This is a genomic window from Rhodococcus sp. 15-649-2-2 (assembly GCF_002258645.1).
Lineage (GTDB): Bacteria > Actinomycetota > Actinomycetes > Mycobacteriales > Mycobacteriaceae > Rhodococcoides.
Genome location: NZ_NPFM01000022.1, coordinates 212,846 through 234,522, shown reverse-complemented (window position 1 = coordinate 234,522; position 21,677 = coordinate 212,846). Strand labels below are relative to the sequence as shown.

General features: G+C 64.3%; 18 protein-coding genes. 1 reads left to right on the top strand and 17 read right to left on the bottom strand.

The window, feature by feature from the left end:
- The first annotated feature begins 19 nt into the window (after positions 1–19).
- Positions 20–409: a hypothetical protein gene (locus CH305_RS15070; protein ID WP_141215847.1), complete on the top strand. Its 390-nt coding sequence runs from the start codon at positions 20–22 to the stop codon at positions 407–409.
- A 148-nt stretch (positions 410–557) separates the two neighbouring features.
- On the opposite strand, the gene CH305_RS15065 is transcribed toward CH305_RS15070, so the two are convergent.
- The 17 genes from CH305_RS15065 to CH305_RS14985 all read right to left on the bottom strand — a co-directional run bounded on the left by CH305_RS15065 (position 558) and on the right by CH305_RS14985 (position 21,666).
- Positions 558–3,083: a polynucleotide kinase-phosphatase gene (locus CH305_RS15065; protein ID WP_094704101.1), complete on the bottom strand. Its 2,526-nt coding sequence runs from the start codon at positions 3,081–3,083 to the stop codon at positions 558–560.
- A complete protein-coding gene (locus tag CH305_RS15060; RefSeq protein WP_256983770.1) occupies positions 3,080–4,390 on the bottom strand; it encodes a 3' terminal RNA ribose 2'-O-methyltransferase Hen1 in 1,311 nt (436 codons plus the stop codon). Before CH305_RS15060 ends, CH305_RS15065 begins: the two co-directional genes overlap by 4 nt.
- Before the next feature lie 278 nt (positions 4,391–4,668).
- Entirely contained in the window at positions 4,669–5,859 is a 1,191-nt protein-coding gene (gene tuf / locus CH305_RS15055; protein ID WP_032380840.1) for an elongation factor Tu, read from the bottom strand.
- Positions 5,860–5,961: 102 nt separating this feature from the next.
- Positions 5,962–8,064 (bottom strand): elongation factor G, encoded by a 2,103-nt coding sequence (fusA, locus tag CH305_RS15050; RefSeq protein WP_032380505.1) that lies wholly within the window; start codon positions 8,062–8,064, stop codon positions 5,962–5,964.
- 95 nt (positions 8,065–8,159) lie between these two features.
- Positions 8,160–8,630: a 30S ribosomal protein S7 gene (gene rpsG / locus CH305_RS15045; protein ID WP_003941856.1), complete on the bottom strand. Its 471-nt coding sequence runs from the start codon at positions 8,628–8,630 to the stop codon at positions 8,160–8,162.
- A 1-nt stretch (position 8,631) separates the two neighbouring features.
- Positions 8,632–9,006: a 30S ribosomal protein S12 gene (rpsL, locus tag CH305_RS15040; protein ID WP_008714048.1), complete on the bottom strand. Its 375-nt coding sequence runs from the start codon at positions 9,004–9,006 to the stop codon at positions 8,632–8,634.
- A gap of 293 nt (positions 9,007–9,299) precedes the next feature.
- Positions 9,300–9,827, bottom strand: a complete 528-nt coding sequence (locus CH305_RS15035) for a DUF3558 domain-containing protein (RefSeq protein ID WP_094704099.1) — start codon at positions 9,825–9,827, stop codon at positions 9,300–9,302.
- Positions 9,824–10,345 carry a DUF3558 domain-containing protein gene (locus CH305_RS15030; protein ID WP_094704098.1) on the bottom strand — a complete coding sequence of 174 codons (522 nt, stop codon included), beginning with the start codon at positions 10,343–10,345 and terminating at the stop codon, positions 9,824–9,826. Before CH305_RS15030 ends, CH305_RS15035 begins: the two co-directional genes overlap by 4 nt.
- Before the next feature lie 89 nt (positions 10,346–10,434).
- Positions 10,435–11,838, bottom strand: a complete 1,404-nt coding sequence (locus CH305_RS15025) for a guanine deaminase (RefSeq protein ID WP_094704173.1) — start codon at positions 11,836–11,838, stop codon at positions 10,435–10,437.
- A gap of 60 nt (positions 11,839–11,898) precedes the next feature.
- Positions 11,899–12,525: a TetR/AcrR family transcriptional regulator gene (locus CH305_RS15020; RefSeq protein WP_032380839.1), complete on the bottom strand. Its 627-nt coding sequence runs from the start codon at positions 12,523–12,525 to the stop codon at positions 11,899–11,901.
- Positions 12,526–12,550: 25 nt separating this feature from the next.
- Positions 12,551–13,303: an enoyl-CoA hydratase family protein gene (locus CH305_RS15015; protein ID WP_094704097.1), complete on the bottom strand. Its 753-nt coding sequence runs from the start codon at positions 13,301–13,303 to the stop codon at positions 12,551–12,553.
- Positions 13,303–14,463 (bottom strand): acyl-CoA dehydrogenase family protein, encoded by a 1,161-nt coding sequence (locus CH305_RS15010; protein ID WP_032401976.1) that lies wholly within the window; start codon positions 14,461–14,463, stop codon positions 13,303–13,305. The genes CH305_RS15015 and CH305_RS15010 overlap by 1 nt, the downstream gene beginning before the upstream one ends.
- Positions 14,460–16,433, bottom strand: coding sequence for a biotin carboxylase N-terminal domain-containing protein (locus CH305_RS15005; protein WP_094704096.1), 1,974 nt, complete (start codon positions 16,431–16,433; stop codon positions 14,460–14,462). The genes CH305_RS15010 and CH305_RS15005 overlap by 4 nt, the downstream gene beginning before the upstream one ends.
- A gap of 4 nt (positions 16,434–16,437) precedes the next feature.
- A complete protein-coding gene (locus CH305_RS15000) occupies positions 16,438–18,036 on the bottom strand; it encodes an acyl-CoA carboxylase subunit beta (RefSeq protein WP_094704095.1) in 1,599 nt (532 codons plus the stop codon).
- Entirely contained in the window at positions 18,033–19,181 is a 1,149-nt protein-coding gene (locus CH305_RS14995; RefSeq protein ID WP_094704094.1) for an acyl-CoA dehydrogenase family protein, read from the bottom strand. Before CH305_RS14995 ends, CH305_RS15000 begins: the two co-directional genes overlap by 4 nt.
- Entirely contained in the window at positions 19,178–20,872 is a 1,695-nt protein-coding gene (locus tag CH305_RS14990; RefSeq protein WP_094704093.1) for an acyclic terpene utilization AtuA family protein, read from the bottom strand. Before CH305_RS14990 ends, CH305_RS14995 begins: the two co-directional genes overlap by 4 nt.
- Positions 20,869–21,666, bottom strand: a complete 798-nt coding sequence (locus CH305_RS14985; protein WP_094704092.1) for a TIGR03084 family metal-binding protein — start codon at positions 21,664–21,666, stop codon at positions 20,869–20,871. The genes CH305_RS14990 and CH305_RS14985 overlap by 4 nt, the downstream gene beginning before the upstream one ends.
- Between the last annotated feature and the right edge of the window lie 11 nt (positions 21,667–21,677).

Sequence of the window (21,677 nt, the reverse complement as noted above, 5' to 3'; positions counted from 1 at the left end):
CCGGCGGTACGGTATGGCCATGGTTGCATCGACGCGCAGCAAGTTCGAGAGATGGTCCGGTGGAATGCCCCTCGCCGTACCTCTGGCATTCGGGGCGGTGCTGGTGATTGCCACCTTCGCGTCGAAACTCGGTGACAGTTCTCTCTACTTCTACGTTCCCCTGGTATTCGCGGCCACCGGAACGATGATCTGGCTCACAGGGCGCCGCGCCCCCGACCGAAGCAGCCTGTTGCACGCCGCTGTCGGATCGGCGCTGCTGATCGGATGCGGCATTGTGGTTGCGGTCTGCGGACTGGCAGGCGGTCTGCTGCTGGACTCAACCACCTTCTGGGCGTCGATCGGGACAACTGCTGCAATCGCGGCACCGATCAGTGCCGGAATCACTCCCTTCGCGTCGCCGAAGAACTAGCGCCCGCGCCCTCCCCCTCCCCCCTCCCCTTCGGTCCGGATCAATGCGCCTTTGTTGCACTCTGACCGACTGAAAGCCACATTGATCCAGGCAGGGGTGGGCGCAGCACTCGACGTCCAGCGGACTGCCTGCCTTCGATGATCGGCATCTACAACCGCGGGTCCACCGGCTCCGATTCCAGTGCCAGTACTGCGAACACCGCCTGGTGGATGCGATACAGCGGTTCACCACGCACCGATCGGTCCAACGCCTCCATGCCGAGTGCGTATTCGCGCAGAGCCATCGACTGCTTGTGTCCCACGTTCCGGTTGCGCAGTGCAGTGAGTCGATCCGGGTCGGTGTAGTCGGCACCGTAGATCAGCCGCAGATACTCTCGGCCGCGAACCTTCATGCCGGGCTGTATCTTTCCGCGCGGACTGTTCTCGGCAGGTTTGACGACCATGCCCTCGCCGCCCTGCGCCGTCAACGCCTCCCACCATTTCTCTCCTGCCGCAACCGAATCGGCCGATGACAGATCCACCTCGATCCGACGGGTCGAGGCGAACACCTCGGGAGCAGCCGTCACCATCCGGTCGGCGAGATCGAGGTGCCACTGGTGCGGACGATCGGCATAGGTTCCGAGGTTCGACGCCAACACCTGGAACGGCGCAATCCGAACGCCGTTCAACCCGTCGGTCGGCCAGATGTACCGCCGATAGGCAGCGGTGAACTCCATCAGATTGTCCTGACGAATTCTGTTGCGGTCTCGCAGTTCCTGCATGTCCAGACCACGCGACGCAGCCTGGGCAAGCACACCTGCTTCGGCCGCGAGAGTGGCCCGAGACTCCGCACCAATTGCGGCATACTCGGTCTTGATCAGCCCCTCCGCCTTCGCAGACCAGGGCATCAGCTCGCAGTCGAGAATCAGCCAGCGCGAATCCACTTCGTCCCACACCCCGGCTCTTTCGAGCGCGTCGGCCACTCCGGAGATCAGCTCTCCCGTCAGTGCTTCGTCGAAGACGGGACGACCGGTGCGGGTGTACGCGGTACCGAGCGCTCCCTCCGGTGCATCGAACTTCTCCCGCGCGGCTTCGGCATCGCGACACACCACCACGACGACCCGCGAGCCCATGTGCTTTTCCTCGCAGATCACCGCCGACGCACCGAGCGCCCGATACGCGTCGAACGCCTCCGTCGGATACTCGAGATACCCGTCGCGCTCCGAGGTTCGACTCGGTGCCATCGTCGGCGGCAGATAGTGCAGCCACTGCGGAGCGAGCGCAAACCGACTCATCACTTCCAACGCGCCGGCGGCATTCTCGGACCGAATCGACACTCGTCCGCGCAGCGACGTCTCGACACCCGTCGGGCCGATCACGTCCGACAGATCGAGCGACGCCGCATCTCGCACGAATGCACCCACCGGACGGGCCGGCTCGTACCAGACCTGTTCGGCCGGCACCGACACGATCTCGCGCTCCGGGTAGCGCAGCGACGTCAACTTGCCACCGAATACGCAACCGGTATCGAGACACGCAGTGTTGTTCTCCCACTCCACTTCCGGTACCGGAGTGTGCCCATAGAGCACCGTCGCCGAACCGCGATAGTCCTTGGCCCACGGATACCGAACCGGCAGGCCGAATTCGTCGGTCTCCCCGGTGGTGTCACCGTACAGAGCAAAGCTCCGAACTCTGCCCGACGCCCGGTTGTGGTACTTCGCGATCAGACCGGCGTGCGCGACGACGAGCCTTCCGCCGTCGAGCACGAGGTGCGCGACGAGACCGTCGCAGAACTCGAGCACCTCTCGGCGGAACTCTGCCGGCTCGCCGTCGAGCTGTTCGAGAGTCTCGGCGAGACCGTGCGAGGCCGTCACTTTCCGACCTCGCAGTGCCTTGACGAGCTTGTTCTCGTGGTTACCCGGGACTGCCAGCGCCGCACCGGCACGGACCATCCCCATCACCAGCCGCAGTACTCCGACCGAGTCGGGCCCCCGATCGATGTAGTCACCGAGGAACACAGCTGTGCGTCCGTCCGGCGGCGTTGCGCCGACCGCTCGACCGGCCTCGTCACGCTCCACCGTGTAACCCAATGCTGCGAGCAAGGTTTCGAGCTCGGCGAGACAGCCGTGGATATCGCCGATGACGTCGAACGGCCCGGTCAGCTCACGTCGATCACTACGCAGAGGCGTACGAACGAACGTCGCCGACGCCACCGCATCGACACCGTCGAGCACATGAACCGAACGAAACCCTTCCTTGCCCAATCCGCGCATGGACCGCTGCAACTGTGACTGCTGGCGGCGCAACACATCTCGGCCGAACGTCCTGTCGGTGCGTTCGGCGTTGCGCTGTGCGCACACAGCTTCCGGCACATCGAGCACAACGGCAACCGGCAGGACGTCGTGTTCTCGGGCCAGCGCGATCAACGCCTTGCGGGCTGCCGGTTGCACGTTGGTGGCGTCGACGACTGTGAGCAGGCCTGCCCGCAGTCTGGTCGCGACCAGGAATTCGAGGAGGGCGAACGCGTCCTTGGTCGCACTCTGCAGATTGGGATCGTTGCTCACCATCCCTCGACAGGCATCACTCGAGACCGTTTCGTACGGACCGAAGTGCTGCGCCGCGAACGACGACTTGCCGGAGCCGCTGATGCCGACGAGTACGACGAGGGACAGATCCGGAATGTCGAAAGTACTCACTGGGACTGCTCCTTTCGAGTGAAGACGGCCATCTGGGTCGGGGTGCCGTGCGTGTCGTCGACGGGGCCGATTCCCTCGACACGCACCTCATAGGCATGCTCATGTGCAACCAACGATCCCCATTGCTCGAACTCCGCGCGGGTGAACTCGAATCGGTGGTCGACATGACGGAAGGCACCCGCCTCGAGCCCGGGATACAGCACGTTGTATTCGGAGTTCGGTGTGGTCACGAGCACCGTCCGGGGACGGGCCTCGCGAAAGACCGACCGCACCAACGCCGGGAGCCGATCGAGGTCGACGTGCTCGATCACCTCCATGAGCACCATCGCGTCGAAGCCCTGCAACCGCACGTCGCGGTAGGTCGCCGACGACTGGAGCAGTTCGATGCGTGTTCGCTGCCGATCCGCCATATCGTCCAGCCGCAATCGGCGATGCGCCTTCGCAAGTGCCCCATCACTCACATCGGCACCCACAATGCGCTCGAAAGTACTGTCTGCGAGCAGTTCTCGCAGCAGACGACCCTCGCCGCAACCCAGGTCGATCACCGACTTCGCGCCGACGTCTGTCAGCGCCGCCAGCACGGTGCGTACCCGCTGCTCGGCCAACGTCGGATCCCGTGGGGTCGTGTCGTCCTGCGGCGCGTCGGGCACCAGTCGGTCCAGCGCGGAGGCCACGAGCTCGCGGCGGTGCGCCAGGTAGCGGGATGCGATCAACGACGATTCGGGATGATCTCCGAGCCAATCCCCCGCTGCTCGAACGAGTTTGTCTGCCTCGTCCTCGCCGACCCAATAGTGCTTGGCGTCGTCGAGAACCGGAAGGAGTACGTACAGGTGCCGCAGCGCTGCCGACAGAGTGAACGTGCCGGTGAGAACGAGGTCGACGTATTCGGAATTGCCCCATTCCGGCTGCGTCGGGTCGAGCGGAATGGGCGTCGCCTCCACGTTCCATCCCAGGGGACCGAACAACCGCGACGTGAGGTCGGTCTCACCACGAGACGGCGCGGCAGGCATCGACATGGTCAGATCGATTGCGACAGAGACCAATTCGGGCCTGGTGGCGCACACGCCGGTCAATGCCTGCTTGAACAACCGAGACAGTGCCACCGCAAGCCCCGATGCGGCAGGACTCTTGTCGTCGATAGCGTCGAGCAGTACTGCGAGGGTTGTCCGCTCTGCCGAGACCTCGGGATACAGCACCGTCGCGGCACCCATGGGCAGGTTTCGGCTCAGCACGCGATCGGGGTGCTTGTGCAACAGATACCCGATGTCGGAGGTGTCCGGGAAATCGGTTGTGGCATTTGCAGCCACGGTCAGTAGCACCGCAGCGACGTTACGGGAGTGGGGCGTCCGATGCGTCCCATTTTTCGGGGCCCTCGGGCCGCGTCAATGGACCACTGCATACGTCTGACCGCGACAAGGGTTCATTCACCCACTGTGGGTGGCCACCTCGGACCGCGTGAATGAACCACTGCATACGTCTGAGCGGTGCAAGGGTCCATTGACGCGGGCGGCGGAGCCGCACGCACGCAAAAGCGGCACCCACCAGAAGGTGGGTGCCGCTTTTTGTAGAGCAGGGTGAAACTAGGTCACTTGACGATCTTCGTGACGCGACCGGCTCCGACGGTACGACCGCCCTCACGGATTGCGAAACGGAGGCCGACATCCATGGCGACCGGCTGGATCAGCGTGACGGACATCTCGGTGTTGTCACCGGGCATGACCATCTCGGTGCCCTCGGGGAGGGTCACAACGCCCGTAACGTCCGTGGTACGGAAGTAGAACTGCGGGCGGTAGTTGTTGAAGAACGGCGTGTGGCGGCCGCCCTCGTCCTTCGAGAGGATGTAGGCATTGCCCTCGAACTCCGTGTGGGGAGTCGTGGTGCCGGGCTTGATGATGACCTGTCCACGCTCGACGTCTTCGCGCTTGATGCCACGAACGAGGAGGCCGACGTTGTCGCCTGCCTGACCCGAGTCGAGCAGCTTGCGGAACATTTCGATTCCGGTGACGGTGGTCTTGGTCGAGCCGGGGCGGATGCCGACGATCTCGACCTCTTCGTTGACGTTGACCGAGCCGCGCTCGATACGTCCGGTGACCACGGTGCCACGACCGGTGATGGTGAAGACGTCCTCGACGGGCATGAGGAACGGCTTGTCGGTCTCACGGACGGGATCCGGAACGGAATCGTCGACGGCCTGCATGAGCTCCAGAACCGACTCGCCCCACTTCTCGTCACCCTCGAGTGCCTTGAGTGCGGAGACCTTGATGACCGGTGCGTCCTCGTCGAACTCCTGCGAAGCGAGGAGCTCGCGGACCTCCATCTCGACGAGCTCGATGATCTCGTCGTCGTCGACCATGTCGGCCTTGTTCAGTGCGACCAGGATGTAAGGAACACCGACCTGGCGGGCGAGCAGCACGTGCTCGCGGGTCTGCGGCATCGGGCCATCGGTAGCTGCCACGACCAGGATTGCGCCGTCCATCTGAGCCGCGCCGGTGATCATGTTCTTGATGTAGTCGGCGTGACCCGGTGCATCGACGTGCGCGTAGTGGCGCTTCTCGGTCTGGTACTCGACGTGGGAGATGTTGATCGTGATACCACGAGCCTTCTCCTCCGGAGCCTTGTCGATCTGATCGAAAGCCGATGCCTCGTTCAGGTCCGGGAACTTGTCGTGCAGAACCTTGGTGATTGCAGCCGTCAGCGTCGTCTTACCGTGGTCAACGTGACCGATGGTGCCGATGTTGACGTGCGGCTTCGTCCGATCGAACTTCGCCTTCGCCACTGTGTGTCCTCCTGGACTGATCTGTGCGTACCCCTGCGGGGCAAGCACGCGTATGTGTTGTTACTTATTACAGGTCGAGCGTGGTCCAGCAAACGAAGAGAATTACTCTCCGTTGACCTTCGCGATGATTTCCTTCGCTACGTTCGCGGGAACTTCTGCGTACGAATCGAAGACCATGGAGTAGTTAGCGCGGCCCTGCGTCTTCGACCGAAGGTCTCCGATGTAGCCGAACATCTCCGACAGCGGAACCAGTGCCTTGACGATACGGGCACCGCTGCGTTCCTCCATGGCCTGGATCTGACCACGGCGGGAGTTCAGGTCGCCGATGACCTCACCCATGTAATCCTCGGGCGTGATGACCTCGACGGCCATGACGGGTTCGAGAATGACGGGGCTGGCCTTACGGGCGGCTTCCTTGAACGCTTGTGAGCCGGCGACCTTGAAGGCCATTTCCGACGAGTCGACATCGTGGTACGCACCGTCGAGCAGTGTGACCTTGACGTTGACCAGCGGGTATCCGGCGAGAACACCGTACTGCATGGCGTCCTGAGCACCTGCGTCGACCGAGGGGATGTACTCCCTGGGCACACGACCACCGCTGACCTTGTTCTCGAACTCGTAGGTCGCGCCGTCTTCGCCCTCGAAAGGCTCGAGCTTGATGATGACCTTCGCGAACTGGCCGGAGCCACCGGTCTGCTTCTTGTGCGTGTAGTCGTGCTTCTCGACCGTCTTGCGGATGGTCTCGCGGTACGCGACCTGCGGCTTGCCGACGTTGGCCTCGACCTTGAACTCGCGACGCATGCGGTCGACGAGGATGTCGAGGTGCAGCTCGCCCATGCCGCCGATGACGGTCTGGCCGGTGTCCTCGTCCAGCTTCACCGAGAAGGTGGGATCCTCTTCGGCGAGCTTCTGGATGGCTGTTCCCAGCTTCTCCTGGTCGGACTTGGTCTTCGGCTCGATCGACACCTGGATGACCGGGTCCGGGAAGCTCATGGACTCGAGGATGATCTGGTTCTGCGGATCGCAGAGCGTGTCACCCGTCGTGGTGTCCTTGAGGCCGATGACGGCGTAGATGTGACCGGCAGACGCGGTCGCGATCGCGTTCTCCTTGTTGGAGTGCATCTGGAAGAGCTTGCCCAGACGCTCCTTCTTGCCCTTGGTCGAGTTGATGACCTGAGCGCCGGAGTCGACCTTGCCCGAGTACACCCGGACGTAGGTCAGCTTGCCGAAGAAGGGGTGCGTCGCGATCTTGAACGCGAGAGCTGCGAACGGCTCGTCTGCGGACGGCTTGCGAGTGATCTCCTTCTCCTCGTCGCCGACGGCGTGTCCGATGGTCTCGGCAACGTCGAGGGGAGACGGGAGGTAGTCGATGACCGCGTCGAGCATGGGCTGAACGCCCTTGTTCTTGAACGCGGATCCACACAGGATCGGGTACAGCTCGCTGTTGACCGTCATCTTGCGGATGGCGCCCTTGATCTCGTCGATCGTGAGCTCTTCGCCACCGAAGTGCTTCTCCAGAAGCGCTTCGTCGGACTCGGCCACGGTCTCGAGCAGCATGGTGCGGTACTCGTCCGCGCGCTCCTTGAGGTTTTCCGGGATCTCCTGGATCTCGTACTTCTCGCCGAGCTTGGTCTCGCCGCTCCACACGAGAGCCTTCATCTGCACGAGGTCGATGACGCCCTCGAAGTCGTTCTCTGCGCCGATCGGCAGCTGGATGACCAGCGGCTTGGCACCGAGACGATCGATGATGGTCTGCACGGTGTAGTAGAAGTCCGCGCCGAGCTTGTCCATCTTGTTGACGAAGCAGATGCGCGGCACGTCGTACTTGTCGGCCTGACGCCAGACCTGCTCGGACTGCGGCTCGACACCTTCTTTGCCGTCGAACACTGCGACAGCGCCGTCGAGGACGCGGAGCGAACGCTCCACCTCGACGGTGAAGTCGACGTGACCGGGGGTGTCGATGATGTTGATCTGGTTGTCGTTCCAGAAGCACGTCGTGGCAGCAGAGGTGATCGTGATGCCACGCTCCTGCTCCTGCTCCATCCAGTCCATGGTGGCTGCGCCATCGTGAACTTCACCGATCTTGTAGGAGATACCGGTGTAGAAGAGGATGCGTTCGGTAGTGGTGGTCTTGCCGGCATCGATGTGGGCCATGATGCCGATGTTGCGGACCTTGTTGAGGTCGGTCAGCACGTCCTGTGCCACGAGTTAACCCGCCTTGGTGTTGGAAGAGGTATTGCCTGAGCTGATCAACGCTCCGGCGGTATCGGATAGTTCCGAATACCGCCCGAGCGAGGAGATCACCAGCGGTAGTGGGCGAACGCCTTGTTGGCTTCGGCCATCTTGTGAGTGTCCTCGCGACGCTTCACAGCGGCACCGAGGCCGTTGCTGGCGTCGAGCAACTCGTTCGCCAGACGCTCGACCATGGTCTTCTCACGACGAGCGCGCGAGAACGTGACCAGCCAGCGCAGTGCCAGCGTGGTGGAGCGGCCGGGACGAACCTCGACGGGCACCTGGTAGGTGGCACCACCGACGCGACGGCTGCGAACCTCGAGGGCCGGCTTGACGTTGTCGAGTGCACGCTTGAGCGTGACGACGGGGTCGGTGCCGGTCTTCTCGCGAGCCTGCTCGAGCGCCTGGTAGACGATGCGCTCTGCGGTCGACTTCTTGCCGTCGAGGAGGATCTTGTTGACGAGCTGCGTGACCAACGGCGATCCGTAGACCGGGTCGTTGATCAGCGGCCGCTTGGGTGCTGGGCCCTTGCGTGGCATATCAGCTCTTCTCCTTCTTGGCTCCGTAGCGGCTGCGAGCCTGCTTGCGGTTCTTGACACCCTGGGTGTCGAGCGAGCCGCGGATGATCTTGTAACGCACACCCGGGAGGTCCTTCACACGACCGCCGCGAACAAGCACCATCGAGTGCTCCTGCAGGTTGTGACCCTCACCGGGGATGTATGCGGTGACCTCGACCGAGGAGGTCAGGCGAACACGCGCGACCTTACGGAGAGCGGAGTTCGGCTTCTTGGGGGTGGTGGTGTACACGCGAGTGCACACGCCACGGCGCTGTGGACTGCCCTTGAGGGCAGCGGTCTTCAGTTTCGCAACCTTGTCGGTGCGACCCTTACGGACCAGCTGGTTGATCGTTGGCATAAACCGGCTTTCTTCGTGTCGATAAACAGGGATCTAGCAGTTGGAGCAAGAGAACACTGCTCCTCACCCGGTACTGCTGCTGCTCCAGTACTGCTATCGCGGGTCTCTTGCACCCCGCGGTCGGGTGTGTCGCATACCCCCACACGTCCAGCCGGTTGCGCGCTCTTCGATCGAACGTGCGCACGGCTGTACCTCGCATAGGCACACAAACGGTCCGGCCAGGCCGGACACGACCCATAACGATACCCGGCGGCGCGGCCTCGGGTCAAAACACCCTTCGCCCGGTACGCAACCTATCTGCTCAGGTTGAGTGTGAGGTCGGCCAGCTTCGCCGCGGCCTGGCAGGGATCGGGGTGCGCGACATCCGGCTGATACTGCACCCACCACCCGAAGATGCCCGCCTGATCTGCACCGGCCGAGACTCCGCACGACGCGGAATCGTTCGGACGCTGGGCCTGTATTGCCTTGCGGCCCTGCACTGCTGTGTCGCTGACGGTGTACATCATCTTCTCGTCGGCGGCCCGCTCGGCAGCGAGGGTGCCGGACTCGAACCAGTTGAACGTCACCTTCACCGTGCCCGCGGAGCCGATCAGATCCCATCGGCAGATGGCCCCGAAGAAGCCGCGCGCGATGTCTTCGGCACCGGTGGCGTCCACGATCTGGTCGTCGGAGACGGCATCACACTCGGTCAACAACTTGGTGAATTCTTGACTACCCGAGCCGGCGAAGCTCGCCGGCCGCGGCGTGCCCTCGACCGTCTGGGCGCATCCGGCGACGAGCAACAGGGTCGACGCCGCCGCGATCACTTGTCTGCGCGTCATTGCTTGCGCTCCACCGTCAGCTGTGCGAGCTCGTTTCCGACGTCGCAGGGCGGGCGCGCGGCGGGTTGGTCGGAGTACGTGATGGACCAATGAAAGAAGTCGTCGCCGAACTGGACGCCGATCTCGCACAGCGTGCCCTGCTCGGCCTCGAACCCGGGGTTGCCGTCGATCTCGATGTCCTTGGCCGGACGGCCGATCAGCTCGGAGCCTGCGCGTTCACGTCCGATCGGGCTGCCTCGGTACCAGGAGAAGCTGACGCTCGGACCACTGAAGACCACGGTCTCCCACTGGCAGCCGACGGAGTTGCGGGTGATCTGGGAGAACGGGCCGGCTCCGAACGCCGATTGCACCTCGGCGTCGGTGATCGAGCCGCATTCACCGAAGAACGGACCGGGCTCGTACGCCCCGGTGGTCGTCGTCGCTGCCTCGGTCGAGGCATTGGCGGCGTCGGTATCGGAACCACCGCAGCCCGCGACCAGCGCGGCGACTGCGGTGATCACCAGTGCCACTCGCTTCATGCGGTCCTTCGCGTGTTGTCCGATCCTGCAGTTCGACGTTTACAGCAGTTCGACGCCGCACTGAACCTATCAATCGGAGGGCGTTCCAGTCATGTGCCGTGCACAGCGCGTCCCTGCACGTACACGCCGACGATGGCAGGCTCGCGCATCGCCAGCAGCAGGGCGAACAGGGTCTGGTCTCGGGCCAGTTCGGCATCGTCGTCGCGAACACCGTGGTCGATCGCTGAAGCCAACTGCGGCCACGCGGACGGATCGACGACGACAAAATCAGCTTCCTTGCCGGTGTCGAAATTGCCGATCCGGTTCTCCATGTCCAGGGCGCGCGCCCCGGCGAGAGTCCCGGTGAACAGCAGTTCCGCCGGGTGCAGCGACAACCCGTCGTCCCCGGCCTCGGAGATGTGCACCTTGAAGGCGTCGGCGAGCACCTGCGGTAGCAACCATTCGTCACCGCCGCCGAAGTCGGAGCCGATGGCGATGTTCACTCCCGCGGCGACGGTTCGCTTCCACGGCATCGTGCCCGAGCCCAGAAACTGTTGCGAGGTAGGACAGTGCGCGATGGAGGTGCCGGTCTGGGCCATCCGCTCCAGTTCGGCGTCCTGGCAGTGCACCGCGTGCGCCAGAATGGTCCGCCTGCCCAGGAAGCTCTTGCCGCCGACCTGTGAGCCCGGCAGAAACCTGCCGTCGTACGTGTCGAGGTAGCTGTGCACTCCGTAGGCATTCTTGGTGGCGTCGATCTCCCCCGTGCCCGGCCGATTGTTCTCGTTGAGGTGCGTGTGGAAGTAGACGCCGCGATCGCGCACCGAGTCGTAGAGCTCGCCGAGATTCCTCAGCGTCTCGGTCGTCACCGAGAGCGAGAACCTCGGTACGACGGCCACGTGCAGCATCGCTGTGTCGACGTCGCCGGTATCGGCGGCGTGCCACTTCTCGATCTCCTCGGACACCAGCCGGATCGCCTCGTCCTCACCGGTGATCAACGCCTGTGCCGACGCCGGGCCGGTGGTCTGGACGCCGCGGCCACTGACGATGCGCAGTCCGTGTTCGCGCGTCTCGGAGAACAGCGAATCCTGCGCGTGCGGGAATGCCGATCCGAACACCATGGCCTGCGTCGTGCCCGCTCGGATGCGTGCGGCGCAGAAGTCCCTGGCCGCCGCCGCGGCGAACTCGGGATCGGCAAAGCGCGACTCGGACGGGAAGATGCACGTGTTCAGCCATTCGAGAAGCTGACCGCCGCCGTAGGAATCGCCGGCGTAGGTCTGCGGAAAGTGAATATGGGTGTCGACGAATCCAGGCAGCAGAAACCCCGGTCGATGATCGGCAACCGCCAGGTCTGCGAATCGGCTTGGGAGAGAGTCGAACTCACCGCAGAACCCGATGATGCCGTCGTCGCCGACGACAAGGGCACCGTCGGGAATCGACACCAGCGCGGTTGCGGCGTCCGTCACGGTGGGCGAGCCTGCAACGTGAAAGATGTGGCCGCGGTGCACGCGTGCGATATCGGAAGTCACCCGCCAGACTCAAGCACAGGTTCGTCGGTGCTGCAGAGCCTGTGAGTTCTACCCAGCTACCGAACCGGCGACGACGGAGTGCCTCGCGCCCAGCGATGCGTCGAGAACATCGGCCCACGTGCGGACGATTTCGACGCGTCGACGCGCGTCGTCGGTGAGGACATCGGCGAGTCCGAGACCACGGGCGAGGTCGAGCGTCGCCTGCACGAGGCGGTGGGTCACGGGGTCGTTGTCGTCGACCCCGAGGTTCTCGACGGCCATCTGGTGGGCACGGCGACCGAACCGTTCTTCGAGGGGCACTATTCGATCGCGCAACTCGGGATCGGCCGAGGCGGCCGTCCACACCTGCAGTGCGGCTTTGAACATCGGGCCGGTGTAGTACTCGACGAGCCGCTCCACGACGAGCTTCGTCCGCCCCGGCCCCGGCGGAATGTCCTGTGCTTCGCGCCGCGCGTCGTCCATACGAGTGTCGAACATGTACTCGAGGGCACCGGTGATGAGGTCCTCACGCGTCGGGAAATGGTGTTGGGTCGCACCGCGCGAGACCCCGGCGCGCTCGGCGACGACACCGACCGTCGTTGCGACCCAGCCCTGCTCGGCGAGCGAGTCGATCGTCGCCTCGAGCAGTCGCTGGCGCGTCACCCTGCTGCGGTCCTGCTTGGGTTCGCGCGCCATCACCATCTCCCTGCTCCTTCTCGACCTACTTTTCGACCGCCCAGGACGGAGGTCTCTTCTCCAGAAAGGACATCATCCCCTCTCGGGCCTCGTCCGATGCAAACAACCTGGCCGATTGGTCGGCAACTGCCGTCCCTCGCTCGTCGATCTCGCGTCGGATCGCCGCGGTGGTGAGCTGTTTGGACTCGGCCAGGCCCTGCGGCGAACACTTCCGAAACATGATCATGTAGTCGGCCACCGCTGCCGCGGGAACGGCGTCGGCCACGGTGACCAGACCGATCGCCTCGGCGGTAGCACCGTCGAACGTCTCCCCGGTGAGGAAGTAGCGACTCGCCGCACGAGACGAAAGCCGCGGCAGCACAGCAACGGAGATGACCGATGCCGCGAGGCCGAGGCGAACCTCCGTCAGCGCGAACGAACTCTGGGGTCCGGCGACCGCAATATCGCAGGCCGCGACGAGCCCCATTCCACCTGCGCGCACATGCCCGTCGATCTGCACGACGACGGGTTTAGGGGTGTCGATGATCAACCGCATCAGGTCGAGCATCTGCCGGGTGCGCAGCTCCGGTGACGATCCGGCTTCTCGGAGGTCGGCTCCGGCACAGAACGTGGTGCCGGTGTGGCCGAGCACGATCGTTCTGACGTCGTCGTCGTGCGCCGCAGCGATGAGGCCCGCTGTCAGCTCCTCGACCAACACTGACGACAGCGCGTTTCGGTTCTGCGGCGAATCCAACGTCAAATACGCTGTGTCTTTGCCCGACTCGACGAGAACGGCCATCAGTAGCTCCTGGGCAGTCCGAGCGAGTGCTGGCTCACGAAGTTGAGGATCATCTCCCTGCTCACCGGAGCCACACGGGCGATACGGGCGGCCCCGAGCATCGCAGCCAATCCGTACTCGCTGCTCAAGCCGGCCCCACCGTGGGTCTGGATCGCCTGATCGAGCGCCTTGATGCTGGCCTCGGCGGCAGCGTACTTGGCCATGTTCGCAGCCTCGGCCGCTCCGAAATCGTCGCCGGAGTCGTACAGCACCGCCGCTTTCTGCATCATCAGCTTGGCGAGCTCGAGCTCGATCTTGCACTGCGCCAACGGATGAGAAAGACCCTGGTGCGCACCGATCGGCGTCTTCCAGACCGTGCGCTCCTTGGCATATTTCACCGCTGCGTCGATGGCGTACCGGCCCATGCCGATGGCCATCGCGGCCCCGAGAATGCGTTCGGGGTTCAGGCCCGCGAACAGCTGCATCAGAGCGGCATCGGCCTCACCGACGAGTGCCTCGGCGGGCAGCCGGACGTCGTCGAGGAACAGCACGAACTGGTGATCGGGCTCGACGATGTCCATCTCCATCTGCGTCTTCTGCAGTCCCGGAGCGTCGGTGGGCACGATGAACAGGGCCGGCTTGAGCTTGCCGGTCTTGGAATCCTCTGTCCGCGCGACGATCAAGACCGCATCGGCCTGGTCGACACCGGAGATGTAGATCTTGTTGCCCTTGAGAATCCACTCGTCGCCATCTCGGCGGGCGGTAGTGGTGATCTGATGCGAGTTGGATCCGGCGTCGGGCTCGGTGATCCCGAAGACCATGATCTTGGACCCGTCGGCCAGAGCGGTGAGCCACTCCTGCTTCTGATCTGCCGTGCCGTACTTGCCGATGATGGTGCCGCAGATCGCCGGGCTCACGACGACGAGCAGCAGACCGGCACCGTGCGCAGCAAGCTCTTCCTGAACGAGCGCGAGCTCGTAGATGCCTGCGCCGCCACCGCCGTATTCCTCGGGCAGATTGACGCCGAGGAACCCGAGCTTGCCTGCCTCGTTCCACAGTTCGGTCAGTGGCTCACCCTTGCGCGCTTTGGGCAGAACATAGTCGATGTAGTTGTAGCGCTTGCCCAGCGACGAGACTGCGTTGCGCAGCCCCTTCTGCTCTTCGGTCTCGATGAAACTCATGATTGCTCCGCTCCCTTTTCTGTGACCACGGCAAGAACAGCACCGACTTCGACCTGCTGACCTTCTGTGACGTTCAATTCGGTGAGCACACCATCTGCAGGTGCGGTCACTGTGTGTTCCATCTTCATCGCCTCGAGCCACAGGATCGGTTGACCCGCGATGACGGTATCGCCCTGCGCAGCAGCGATTCTGATGACGCTGCCCGGCATCGGAGCCAGCAGCGACCCCGCAGCCACCTCGTCGGTGGGGTCGGTGAACCGCGGCGCCCGGACCAGACGGACCGGCCCGAGCGCAGAATCGACGAACACGTCCGAACCGTAGCTGTGCACCTCGAAGATGCGACGAATTCCGTTGTCGTCGAGCGTCACCGATGTGGGTGCGTACTCGACGAGTTCGACGCCGTCCAGCGAGACACCGCCCACCGAGGAAGTCAGGCCACTGCGTCCGATCGAGTATTCGACCGTTCTGTCGTCGTAGGTTTTTCGCTGCGGCTGCGACCGGAGGTTGCGCCAGCCGCCGGGCAGTCCACGGTTCACACGTGCCTGCGCCGTGTTGTGCGCCGCGTCCGCGAGCGCTGCGGCGAGCGACGACAGCTCCAAGCCGCGACCCTGCGCGATCGGTAGCGACAGCACATCGAGGCCGTGGGTATCGAAGAAAGCGGTGTCGGTGTCGCCGGCCAGGAACGACGGGTGCCGCAGGATGTTGACCAGCAGATCTCGGTTGGTCTTCAGTCCGTGGATCGTGGCTCGCTGCAACGCTTTCGCCAGCAGATTCGCCGCCTGGTCTCGCGTCGGTGCGAACGAGATGACCTTCGCGAGCATCGGGTCGTAATGCGTGCTCACCACACTGCCGGACTCGACGCCGGAATCGACTCTGATTCCAGCCTTCGCGAGAACCTCGAACTGCGCGCCAGGGATTTCGAAGCGGTGTACGGCACCGCTCTGCGGCTGCCAGTCCTGGGCCGGATCCTCCGCATACAGGCGAACTTCGATGGAGTGTCCGCGCGCCGCCGGCTGCTCGGCGGGCAACCGCTCCCCCGCGGCGACCCTGATCTGCAACGCCACCAGGTCGAGTCCGGTCGTGCATTCGGTGACCGGGTGCTCCACCTGCAGACGAGTGTTCATCTCGAGGAAGAAGAAGTTGCCCTTCTCGTCGGCGAGGAATTCGACGGTGCCCGCACCTTCGTAGCCGATGGCCTCGGTGGCGAGTGTTGCTGCATCGAAGAGTTTCTCGCGCATACCGTCGATGCGTTCGACGAGCGGTGACGGCGCTTCTTCGACGACCTTCTGGTGACGACGTTGGATCGAGCATTCACGCTCGCCCACGGTCCACACGGTGCCGAACCGGTCGGCCATGACCTGAACTTCGATGTGTCGGCCGGTCTCGATGTAGCGCTCGACGAACACCGTTCCGTCACCGAACGCCGACAGCGCTTCTCGCCCCGCAGCTTCGATTTCGGACTGCAGCGTGTCGAGGCTGCGCACGATCCGCATGCCGCGACCACCGCCACCAGCGGATGCCTTGATCAGCACCGGGAGTTCGTTCTCGGTGACGGACTCGGGATCGAGCTGCGTCAGTACCGGCACTCCGGCGTCGGCCATCATCTTCTTGGACTCGACCTTCGAGCCCATCAGCTCGATGGCCTTGACGGGCGGCCCGATCCACGTCAAACCGGCGTCGAGGACCTGTCGGGCGAATTCCGCGTTCTCGGAGAGGAATCCGTATCCCGGATGCACAGCGTCGGCCCCGGCCTGTACCGCCGCTGCGATGACGAGCTCGCCACGAAGATAGGTCTCGGACGAGCTGTTGCCGGGTAGGCGCACAGCGGAGTCCGCCTCGCGCACGTGCGGGGAATTGGCGTCTGCGTCGGAGAACACCGCGACGGTGTCGATGCCTTCGGCGCGGCAGGTGGTGAAGACGCGGCGGGCGATCTCGCCGCGGTTGGCTACGAGGACGGACGATACGGTCATGGCTTCACATCCGGAAGACACCGAAGTTGGCGGTGCCTTCGATCGGGGCAGAGGCGATGGCCGACAGGCACATTCCCACTACCGTGCGGGTATCACGAGGGTCGATGACGCCGTCGTCGTACAGGCGTCCGGAGAGGAACATGGGTAGCGACTCGGCTTCGATCTGCGCCTCGATCATCGCGCGCATTCCGGCATCGGCCTCCGCGTCGAAAGCCTGGCCCCGGGCCTCGGCGGCGGCGCGTCCGACGATGGAGATGACACCGGCGAGTTGGGCACCGCCCATGACGGCGGATTTGCTCGACGGCCAGGCGAACAGGAATCGCGGGTCGAAGGCGCGGCCGCACATTCCGTAGTGACCGGCACCGTAGGACGCACCGAGCAGGATCGAGATGTGTGGAACCGTCGAGTTGGAGACGGCGTTGATCATCATCGAGCCGTGCTTGATCATCCCGCCTTCCTCGTATTCCTTGCCGACCATGTAACCGGTGGTGTTGTGCAGGAACAACAGTGGCGTGTTCGACCGGTTGGCGAGCTGGATGAACTGCGTCGCCTTCTGCGATTCCTCGCTGAACAGCACACCGCGTGCATTGGCCAGGATGCCGATGGGATAACCGTGCAGCTCGGCCCATCCGGTGACGAGCGAGCCGCCGTACATGGGCTTGAACTCGTCGAAATCGGAGCCGTCGACGATGCGGGCGATCACCTCGCGGGGGTCGAACGGGATCTTCAGGTCGGTGGGGACGATGCCGAGCAGATCCTCGGGGTCGGCCAGCGGCTCGATGATCTCGGCGCGCGGCTCCGGGCCCTTCTTCTTCCAGTTCAACCGGGAGACGATGCTGCGTCCGATACGGATGGCATCCTGTTCGTCGACGGCGAAATAGTCTGCGAGACCGGACTTTCGGGCGTGCATCTCGGCCCCGCCGAGCGACTCGTCGTCCGAGTCCTCGCCGGTGGCCATCTTCACCAGCGGCGGGCCGGCGAGGAACACTTTGGATTGTTCCTTGATCATGACCACGTGATCGGACATCCCGGGAATGTATGCGCCGCCGGCAGTGGAGTTACCGAACACCAACGCGATCGTGGGAATGCCCGCCGCCGACAGCTGCGTCAGATCGCGGAACATGCGTCCGCCGGGGATGAACACCTCCTTCTGGGTCGGCAGATCGGCACCGCCGGATTCGACCAGGGAGATCACGGGCAGTCGGTTCTGGGTCGCAATGTCGTTACCGCGGAACCCCTTCTTCAGAGTCCACGGGTTGCTGGCTCCACCGCGGACCGTCGGATCGTTGGCGACGATGAGGCACTCGACTCCGCACACGACGCCGATGCCCATGACGGTGCTGGCCCCGACAGGAAAGTCGCTGCCCCAGGCTGCAAGTGGGCAGAGTTCGAGAAACGCGGAGTCCTCGTCGATCAACAGCTCGATACGCTCGCGGGCAAGTAGCTTGCCGCGCTTCTTGTGCCGCGCCACGTACTTTTCGCCGCCGCCGAGGAGAGCCTTGCCGTGTTCGGCGTCGATCTCGGCGAGTTTGGTGTTCATGGCCTCGGTGGCACCGGTGAACTGTTGCGATGCGGTGTCGAGGGTGGACTTGAGCACGCTCATGCCTGATACCCCAATCGTTTTGCTGCCAGTCCGGTGAGAATCTCGGTGGTCCCGCCGCCGATACCGAGGATGCGCATGTCGCGGTACTGCCGCTCGACTTCGCTCTCGCGCATGTAGCCGAGTCCACCGAAGAGTTGTACCGCCTGATTGGCGACCCACTCTCCGGATTCGACGGCGGTGTTCTTCGCGAAGCAGACCTCGGCGATGAAGTCCTGGTTCTCCTGCATGGACCGCTCGACGAGGGAGCGGGTGTATACGCGGGCGATATCGATCTTCCGTGCCATCTCGGTGACGGTGTTCTGTACGGATTGCCGTGCGATGAGCGGCTTTCCGAACGTCTCTCGATCGCGGACCCACTGCAGAGTCAGATCGAGGCACCGTTGGGCACTGGCGTAGGCCTGGGCGGCGAGGGCGATGCGCTCGGTGAGAAACGCCTGCGCGATCTGCGCGAAGCCACTGTTCTCGGCACCGACCAGGTTGCTCATCGGCACGCGAGCGTCGACGAACGAGAGCTCAGCGGTATCGGATGCGCGCCATCCCATCTTGTCGAGCTTGCTGGTGACCTCGAACCCGGGTGTGCCCTTCTCGATGACGAGCAGCGAGACGCCGGCGGCACCGTCGCCACCGGTGCGAACCGCAGTGACGACAAAATCGGCTCGGCACCCCGAGGTGATGTACGTCTTCGATCCGTTGACGACGTAGTGCTCGCCATCCCTCACAGCCTTCGTCCTGAGGTGGCCGACGTCGGAACCACCGCCCGGCTCGGTGATCGCGAGCGATCCGATCTTCTCCCCGGCCAGCGTGGGCCGCACCCACTTCTCGATCTGGTCGGCGTCGCCGGCTGCCACCAAGTGGGGCAACGCGATTCCGCTGGTGAACAGCGACGCGAAGAGCCCGCCGGACGCACCGGCCTGATGCATCTCCTCGCAGATCACGACCGCGTCGGCCAGATCTCCACCGTCCCCGCCGACCTCCTCGGGAAAGCCGGCACCGATCAAACCGAGAGCTGCCGCCTTCTTGTGCAGATCGCGCGGGATCTCGCCGTCGGTCTCCCACTGATTCATGTGCGGCGCAATGTCCTGCTCGACGAAGCTACGGACGGTCTTGCGAAGCTGCTGACGCTCGGGCGTCGTCCAGATACTCATCCGAGTTCTCCTTTGTAAGCAATCGTTTCGGGAATGTCGATGTGCCGCGACCGCAGCCATTCACCGAGCCCCTTGGCCTGTGGATCGAACCTGGCCTGCGATGCCACGCCTCGGCCGAGGATGCCCTCGATGACGAAGTTCACTGCCCGCAGATTCGGCAGCACGTGCCGGGTGACGGTGAGCTTGTCGGCCTCGGGCAACATCTTCTTCAGGGCCTCGACCGTCAATGTGTGGACGAGCCAGGAGAATTCGTCGTCGGTGCGGACCCAGACTCCGACGTTGGCATTGCCGCCCTTGTCGCCGCTCCGGGCCGCGGCGATGGTTCCGAGTGGTAGCCGGATGGTCGCTTCGTCGGCTCTCGGTGCCGGGAGCGTCGGTTCATCGAGGGGTTCCAGCGCCCGCGTGTCCGTCGACGGTGCGATGGCGCTTTCGGTGCCGTCGGCGAGATGCGCAAGGTGCGGCACCTGGGCCGCGTCGACGAAACCTGCCGTGAACACTCCGTACGGCGCTCCGTTTCCCGGCGGTGCGGTCACCGAGAATCCGGGGTAGCTGGCCAGTGCGAGTTCGACTGCAACCGCAGAGAACTGACGTCCGACGGCGTCGGGGTTGCTGTCGCGGGCCACGCAGCGCAGCAAGGCGCTGGCCGTCTCTTCCGTCTCGGCGTCCGGCTTGTCGGTACGTACCAGGGTCCAGTCCAACTCGGTGGGACGGGCCGCGAGCCAGGACTCGAATTGACGTTGTGCCAGTGCCGCTTTGGCCTCGATGTCGAGGCCGGTGAGCACCATCGTGAATTCGTTGCGGAAGCCGCCGAGCGCATTGAGCGAGACCTTGTAGGTGGGCGGCGGCGCTTCGCCGGTCACGCCGGTGATGGACACCCGATCGCTGGATTCCTGCGTGAGGATCGCTGAGTCGATCCGTGCGGTGACGTCGGGGTTCGCGTAGCGGCCGCCGGTGATTTCGTACAGCAGCTGAGCGGTCACTGTGCCGACGCTGACAGCCCCACCGGTGCCCTCGTGCTTGGTGATGACGGACGACCCGTCGGACTCGATCTCGGCGATGGGGAATCCGGGACGAGACATGTCTGCGATTTCGGTGAAGAACGAGTAGTTCCCGCCCGTCGCCTGAGTTCCGCACTCGATGACATGTCCGGCGATCACGGCACCGGCCAGGGCGTCGAAATCGGTCGGCGTCCAACCGAAGTGCGCCGCAGCGGGTCCCACGATCACGCTGGCATCGGTGACGCGCCCGGTGACCACGACGTCGGCACCGGAGTTCAGGCATTCCACGATGCCCCACGCGCCGAGGTAGGCATTTGCGGTCAGCGGGTTGCCGAGGCCTAGTTCGGCCGCCCTGCCGAGAAGGTCGTCGCCATCGACGTACGCGATTTTGGCGCCGGAGTCGAGCTTCTCCAGCGCCTCGGCCAAGCCACGTGGATTCAGACCACCGGCGTTGGCGACGATCTTGACACCTTTGTCCAGTGCCAGCCCCAGGCAGTCCTCGGCCTGGCGCAGAAAGGTTTTGGCGTAGCCACGGGTCGCATCCTTCATCCGGTCGCGGCCGAGGATGAGCATCGTGAGCTCGGCGAGGTAATCACCGGTGAGGTAGTCGAGTTCGCCGCCCTCGAGCATCTCGCGCATGGCCGACAGGCGGTCTCCGTAGAAGCCCGAACAGTTGCCGATTCGTACGGTCATGCTTTCTCTCGTCCCGATCCTGGAGGGCCTGCGAAGGCTTGGGCGATGGTGAGCCAGTGCGCGGCGTCTGGTCCCTCGGCACTGATGTCGAGGTTGTCGCGATGAGCGCGCTGGGTCACGAGGAGGCAGAAGTCGAGCGCCGATCCGCTCACGCGTTGGGCGGCGTCTTCGGGGCCCCAGGACCACAGCTCACCCGAGGGCGCGGTGAGCTCGATGCGGAACGGATCGGCAGGAGGGGTCTGCTCATTGACCGCGTAGGCGAAATCTCTCGTACGCACACCGATATGAGCGACGCCGCGGATTCGGTCGGTGGGCAGGCGGGAGACGCCCAGTGCGTCGGCGACATCCTGGCCGTGGGCCCAGGTCTCCATCAGCCGCGCGGTCGCCATGGACGCGGCACTCATCGGCGGTCCGAACCAGTCGATCTTGATTCCGGGCGGCACCTGGACCAGAGCATCGGTCATGGCGTGGCGTCGGGTACGCCAAATGCTCAGTAGTTCGGGATTGCGGGCTTCTTCCTCCGCAGCCTCGTCGACGAAACCGGTGGGGTTCTCCCACGCTGTCTTCAGAGTGAGAGCGAACTCCTCCTTGGCCGCGGTATCGCCCGATGCCGCGGACGTGGTGCGCTCGGCCACGTGGTCGGTCCAGGACAGATGTGCGATCTGGTGTGCGATCGTCCAGCCCTCGGCCGGTGTCGGTGCCGCCCACTGCTCTGATGTCAATTCTGCGACGAGCGCATCGAGGTCGTCGCCCTCGGCACGGAGGTCGCCGACGAGTGTGTCGAGGTCTGCCATGGGTCCAGCTT

What these genes read in the sequence shown, in the direction of transcription:
- rpsG (WP_003941856.1), bottom strand. Translation starts at nt 8,630, where the DNA reads ATGCCACGCAAGGGCCCAGCACCCAAGCGGCCGCTGATCAACGACCCG.
- CH305_RS15010 (WP_032401976.1), bottom strand. Translation starts at nt 14,463, where the DNA reads ATGAGTTTCATCGAGACCGAAGAGCAGAAGGGGCTGCGCAACGCAGTC.
- CH305_RS14990 (WP_094704093.1), bottom strand. Translation starts at nt 20,872, where the DNA reads ATGACCGTACGAATCGGCAACTGTTCGGGCTTCTACGGAGACCGCCTG.
- rpsL (WP_008714048.1), bottom strand. Translation starts at nt 9,006, where the DNA reads ATGCCAACGATCAACCAGCTGGTCCGTAAGGGTCGCACCGACAAGGTT.
- CH305_RS14985 (WP_094704092.1), bottom strand. Translation starts at nt 21,666, where the DNA reads ATGGCAGACCTCGACACACTCGTCGGCGACCTCCGTGCCGAGGGCGAC.
- CH305_RS15020 (WP_032380839.1), bottom strand. Translation starts at nt 12,525, where the DNA reads ATGGCGCGCGAACCCAAGCAGGACCGCAGCAGGGTGACGCGCCAGCGA.
- CH305_RS15035 (WP_094704099.1), bottom strand. Translation starts at nt 9,827, where the DNA reads ATGACGCGCAGACAAGTGATCGCGGCGGCGTCGACCCTGTTGCTCGTC.
- CH305_RS15070 (WP_141215847.1), top strand. Translation starts at nt 20, where the DNA reads ATGGTTGCATCGACGCGCAGCAAGTTCGAGAGATGGTCCGGTGGAATG.
- CH305_RS15000 (WP_094704095.1), bottom strand. Translation starts at nt 18,036, where the DNA reads ATGAGCGTGCTCAAGTCCACCCTCGACACCGCATCGCAACAGTTCACC.
- CH305_RS15015 (WP_094704097.1), bottom strand. Translation starts at nt 13,303, where the DNA reads ATGGCCGTTCTCGTCGAGTCGGGCAAAGACACAGCGTATTTGACGTTG.
- CH305_RS15030 (WP_094704098.1), bottom strand. Translation starts at nt 10,345, where the DNA reads ATGAAGCGAGTGGCACTGGTGATCACCGCAGTCGCCGCGCTGGTCGCG.
- CH305_RS15005 (WP_094704096.1), bottom strand. Translation starts at nt 16,433, where the DNA reads ATGACCGTATCGTCCGTCCTCGTAGCCAACCGCGGCGAGATCGCCCGC.
- CH305_RS14995 (WP_094704094.1), bottom strand. Translation starts at nt 19,181, where the DNA reads ATGAGTATCTGGACGACGCCCGAGCGTCAGCAGCTTCGCAAGACCGTC.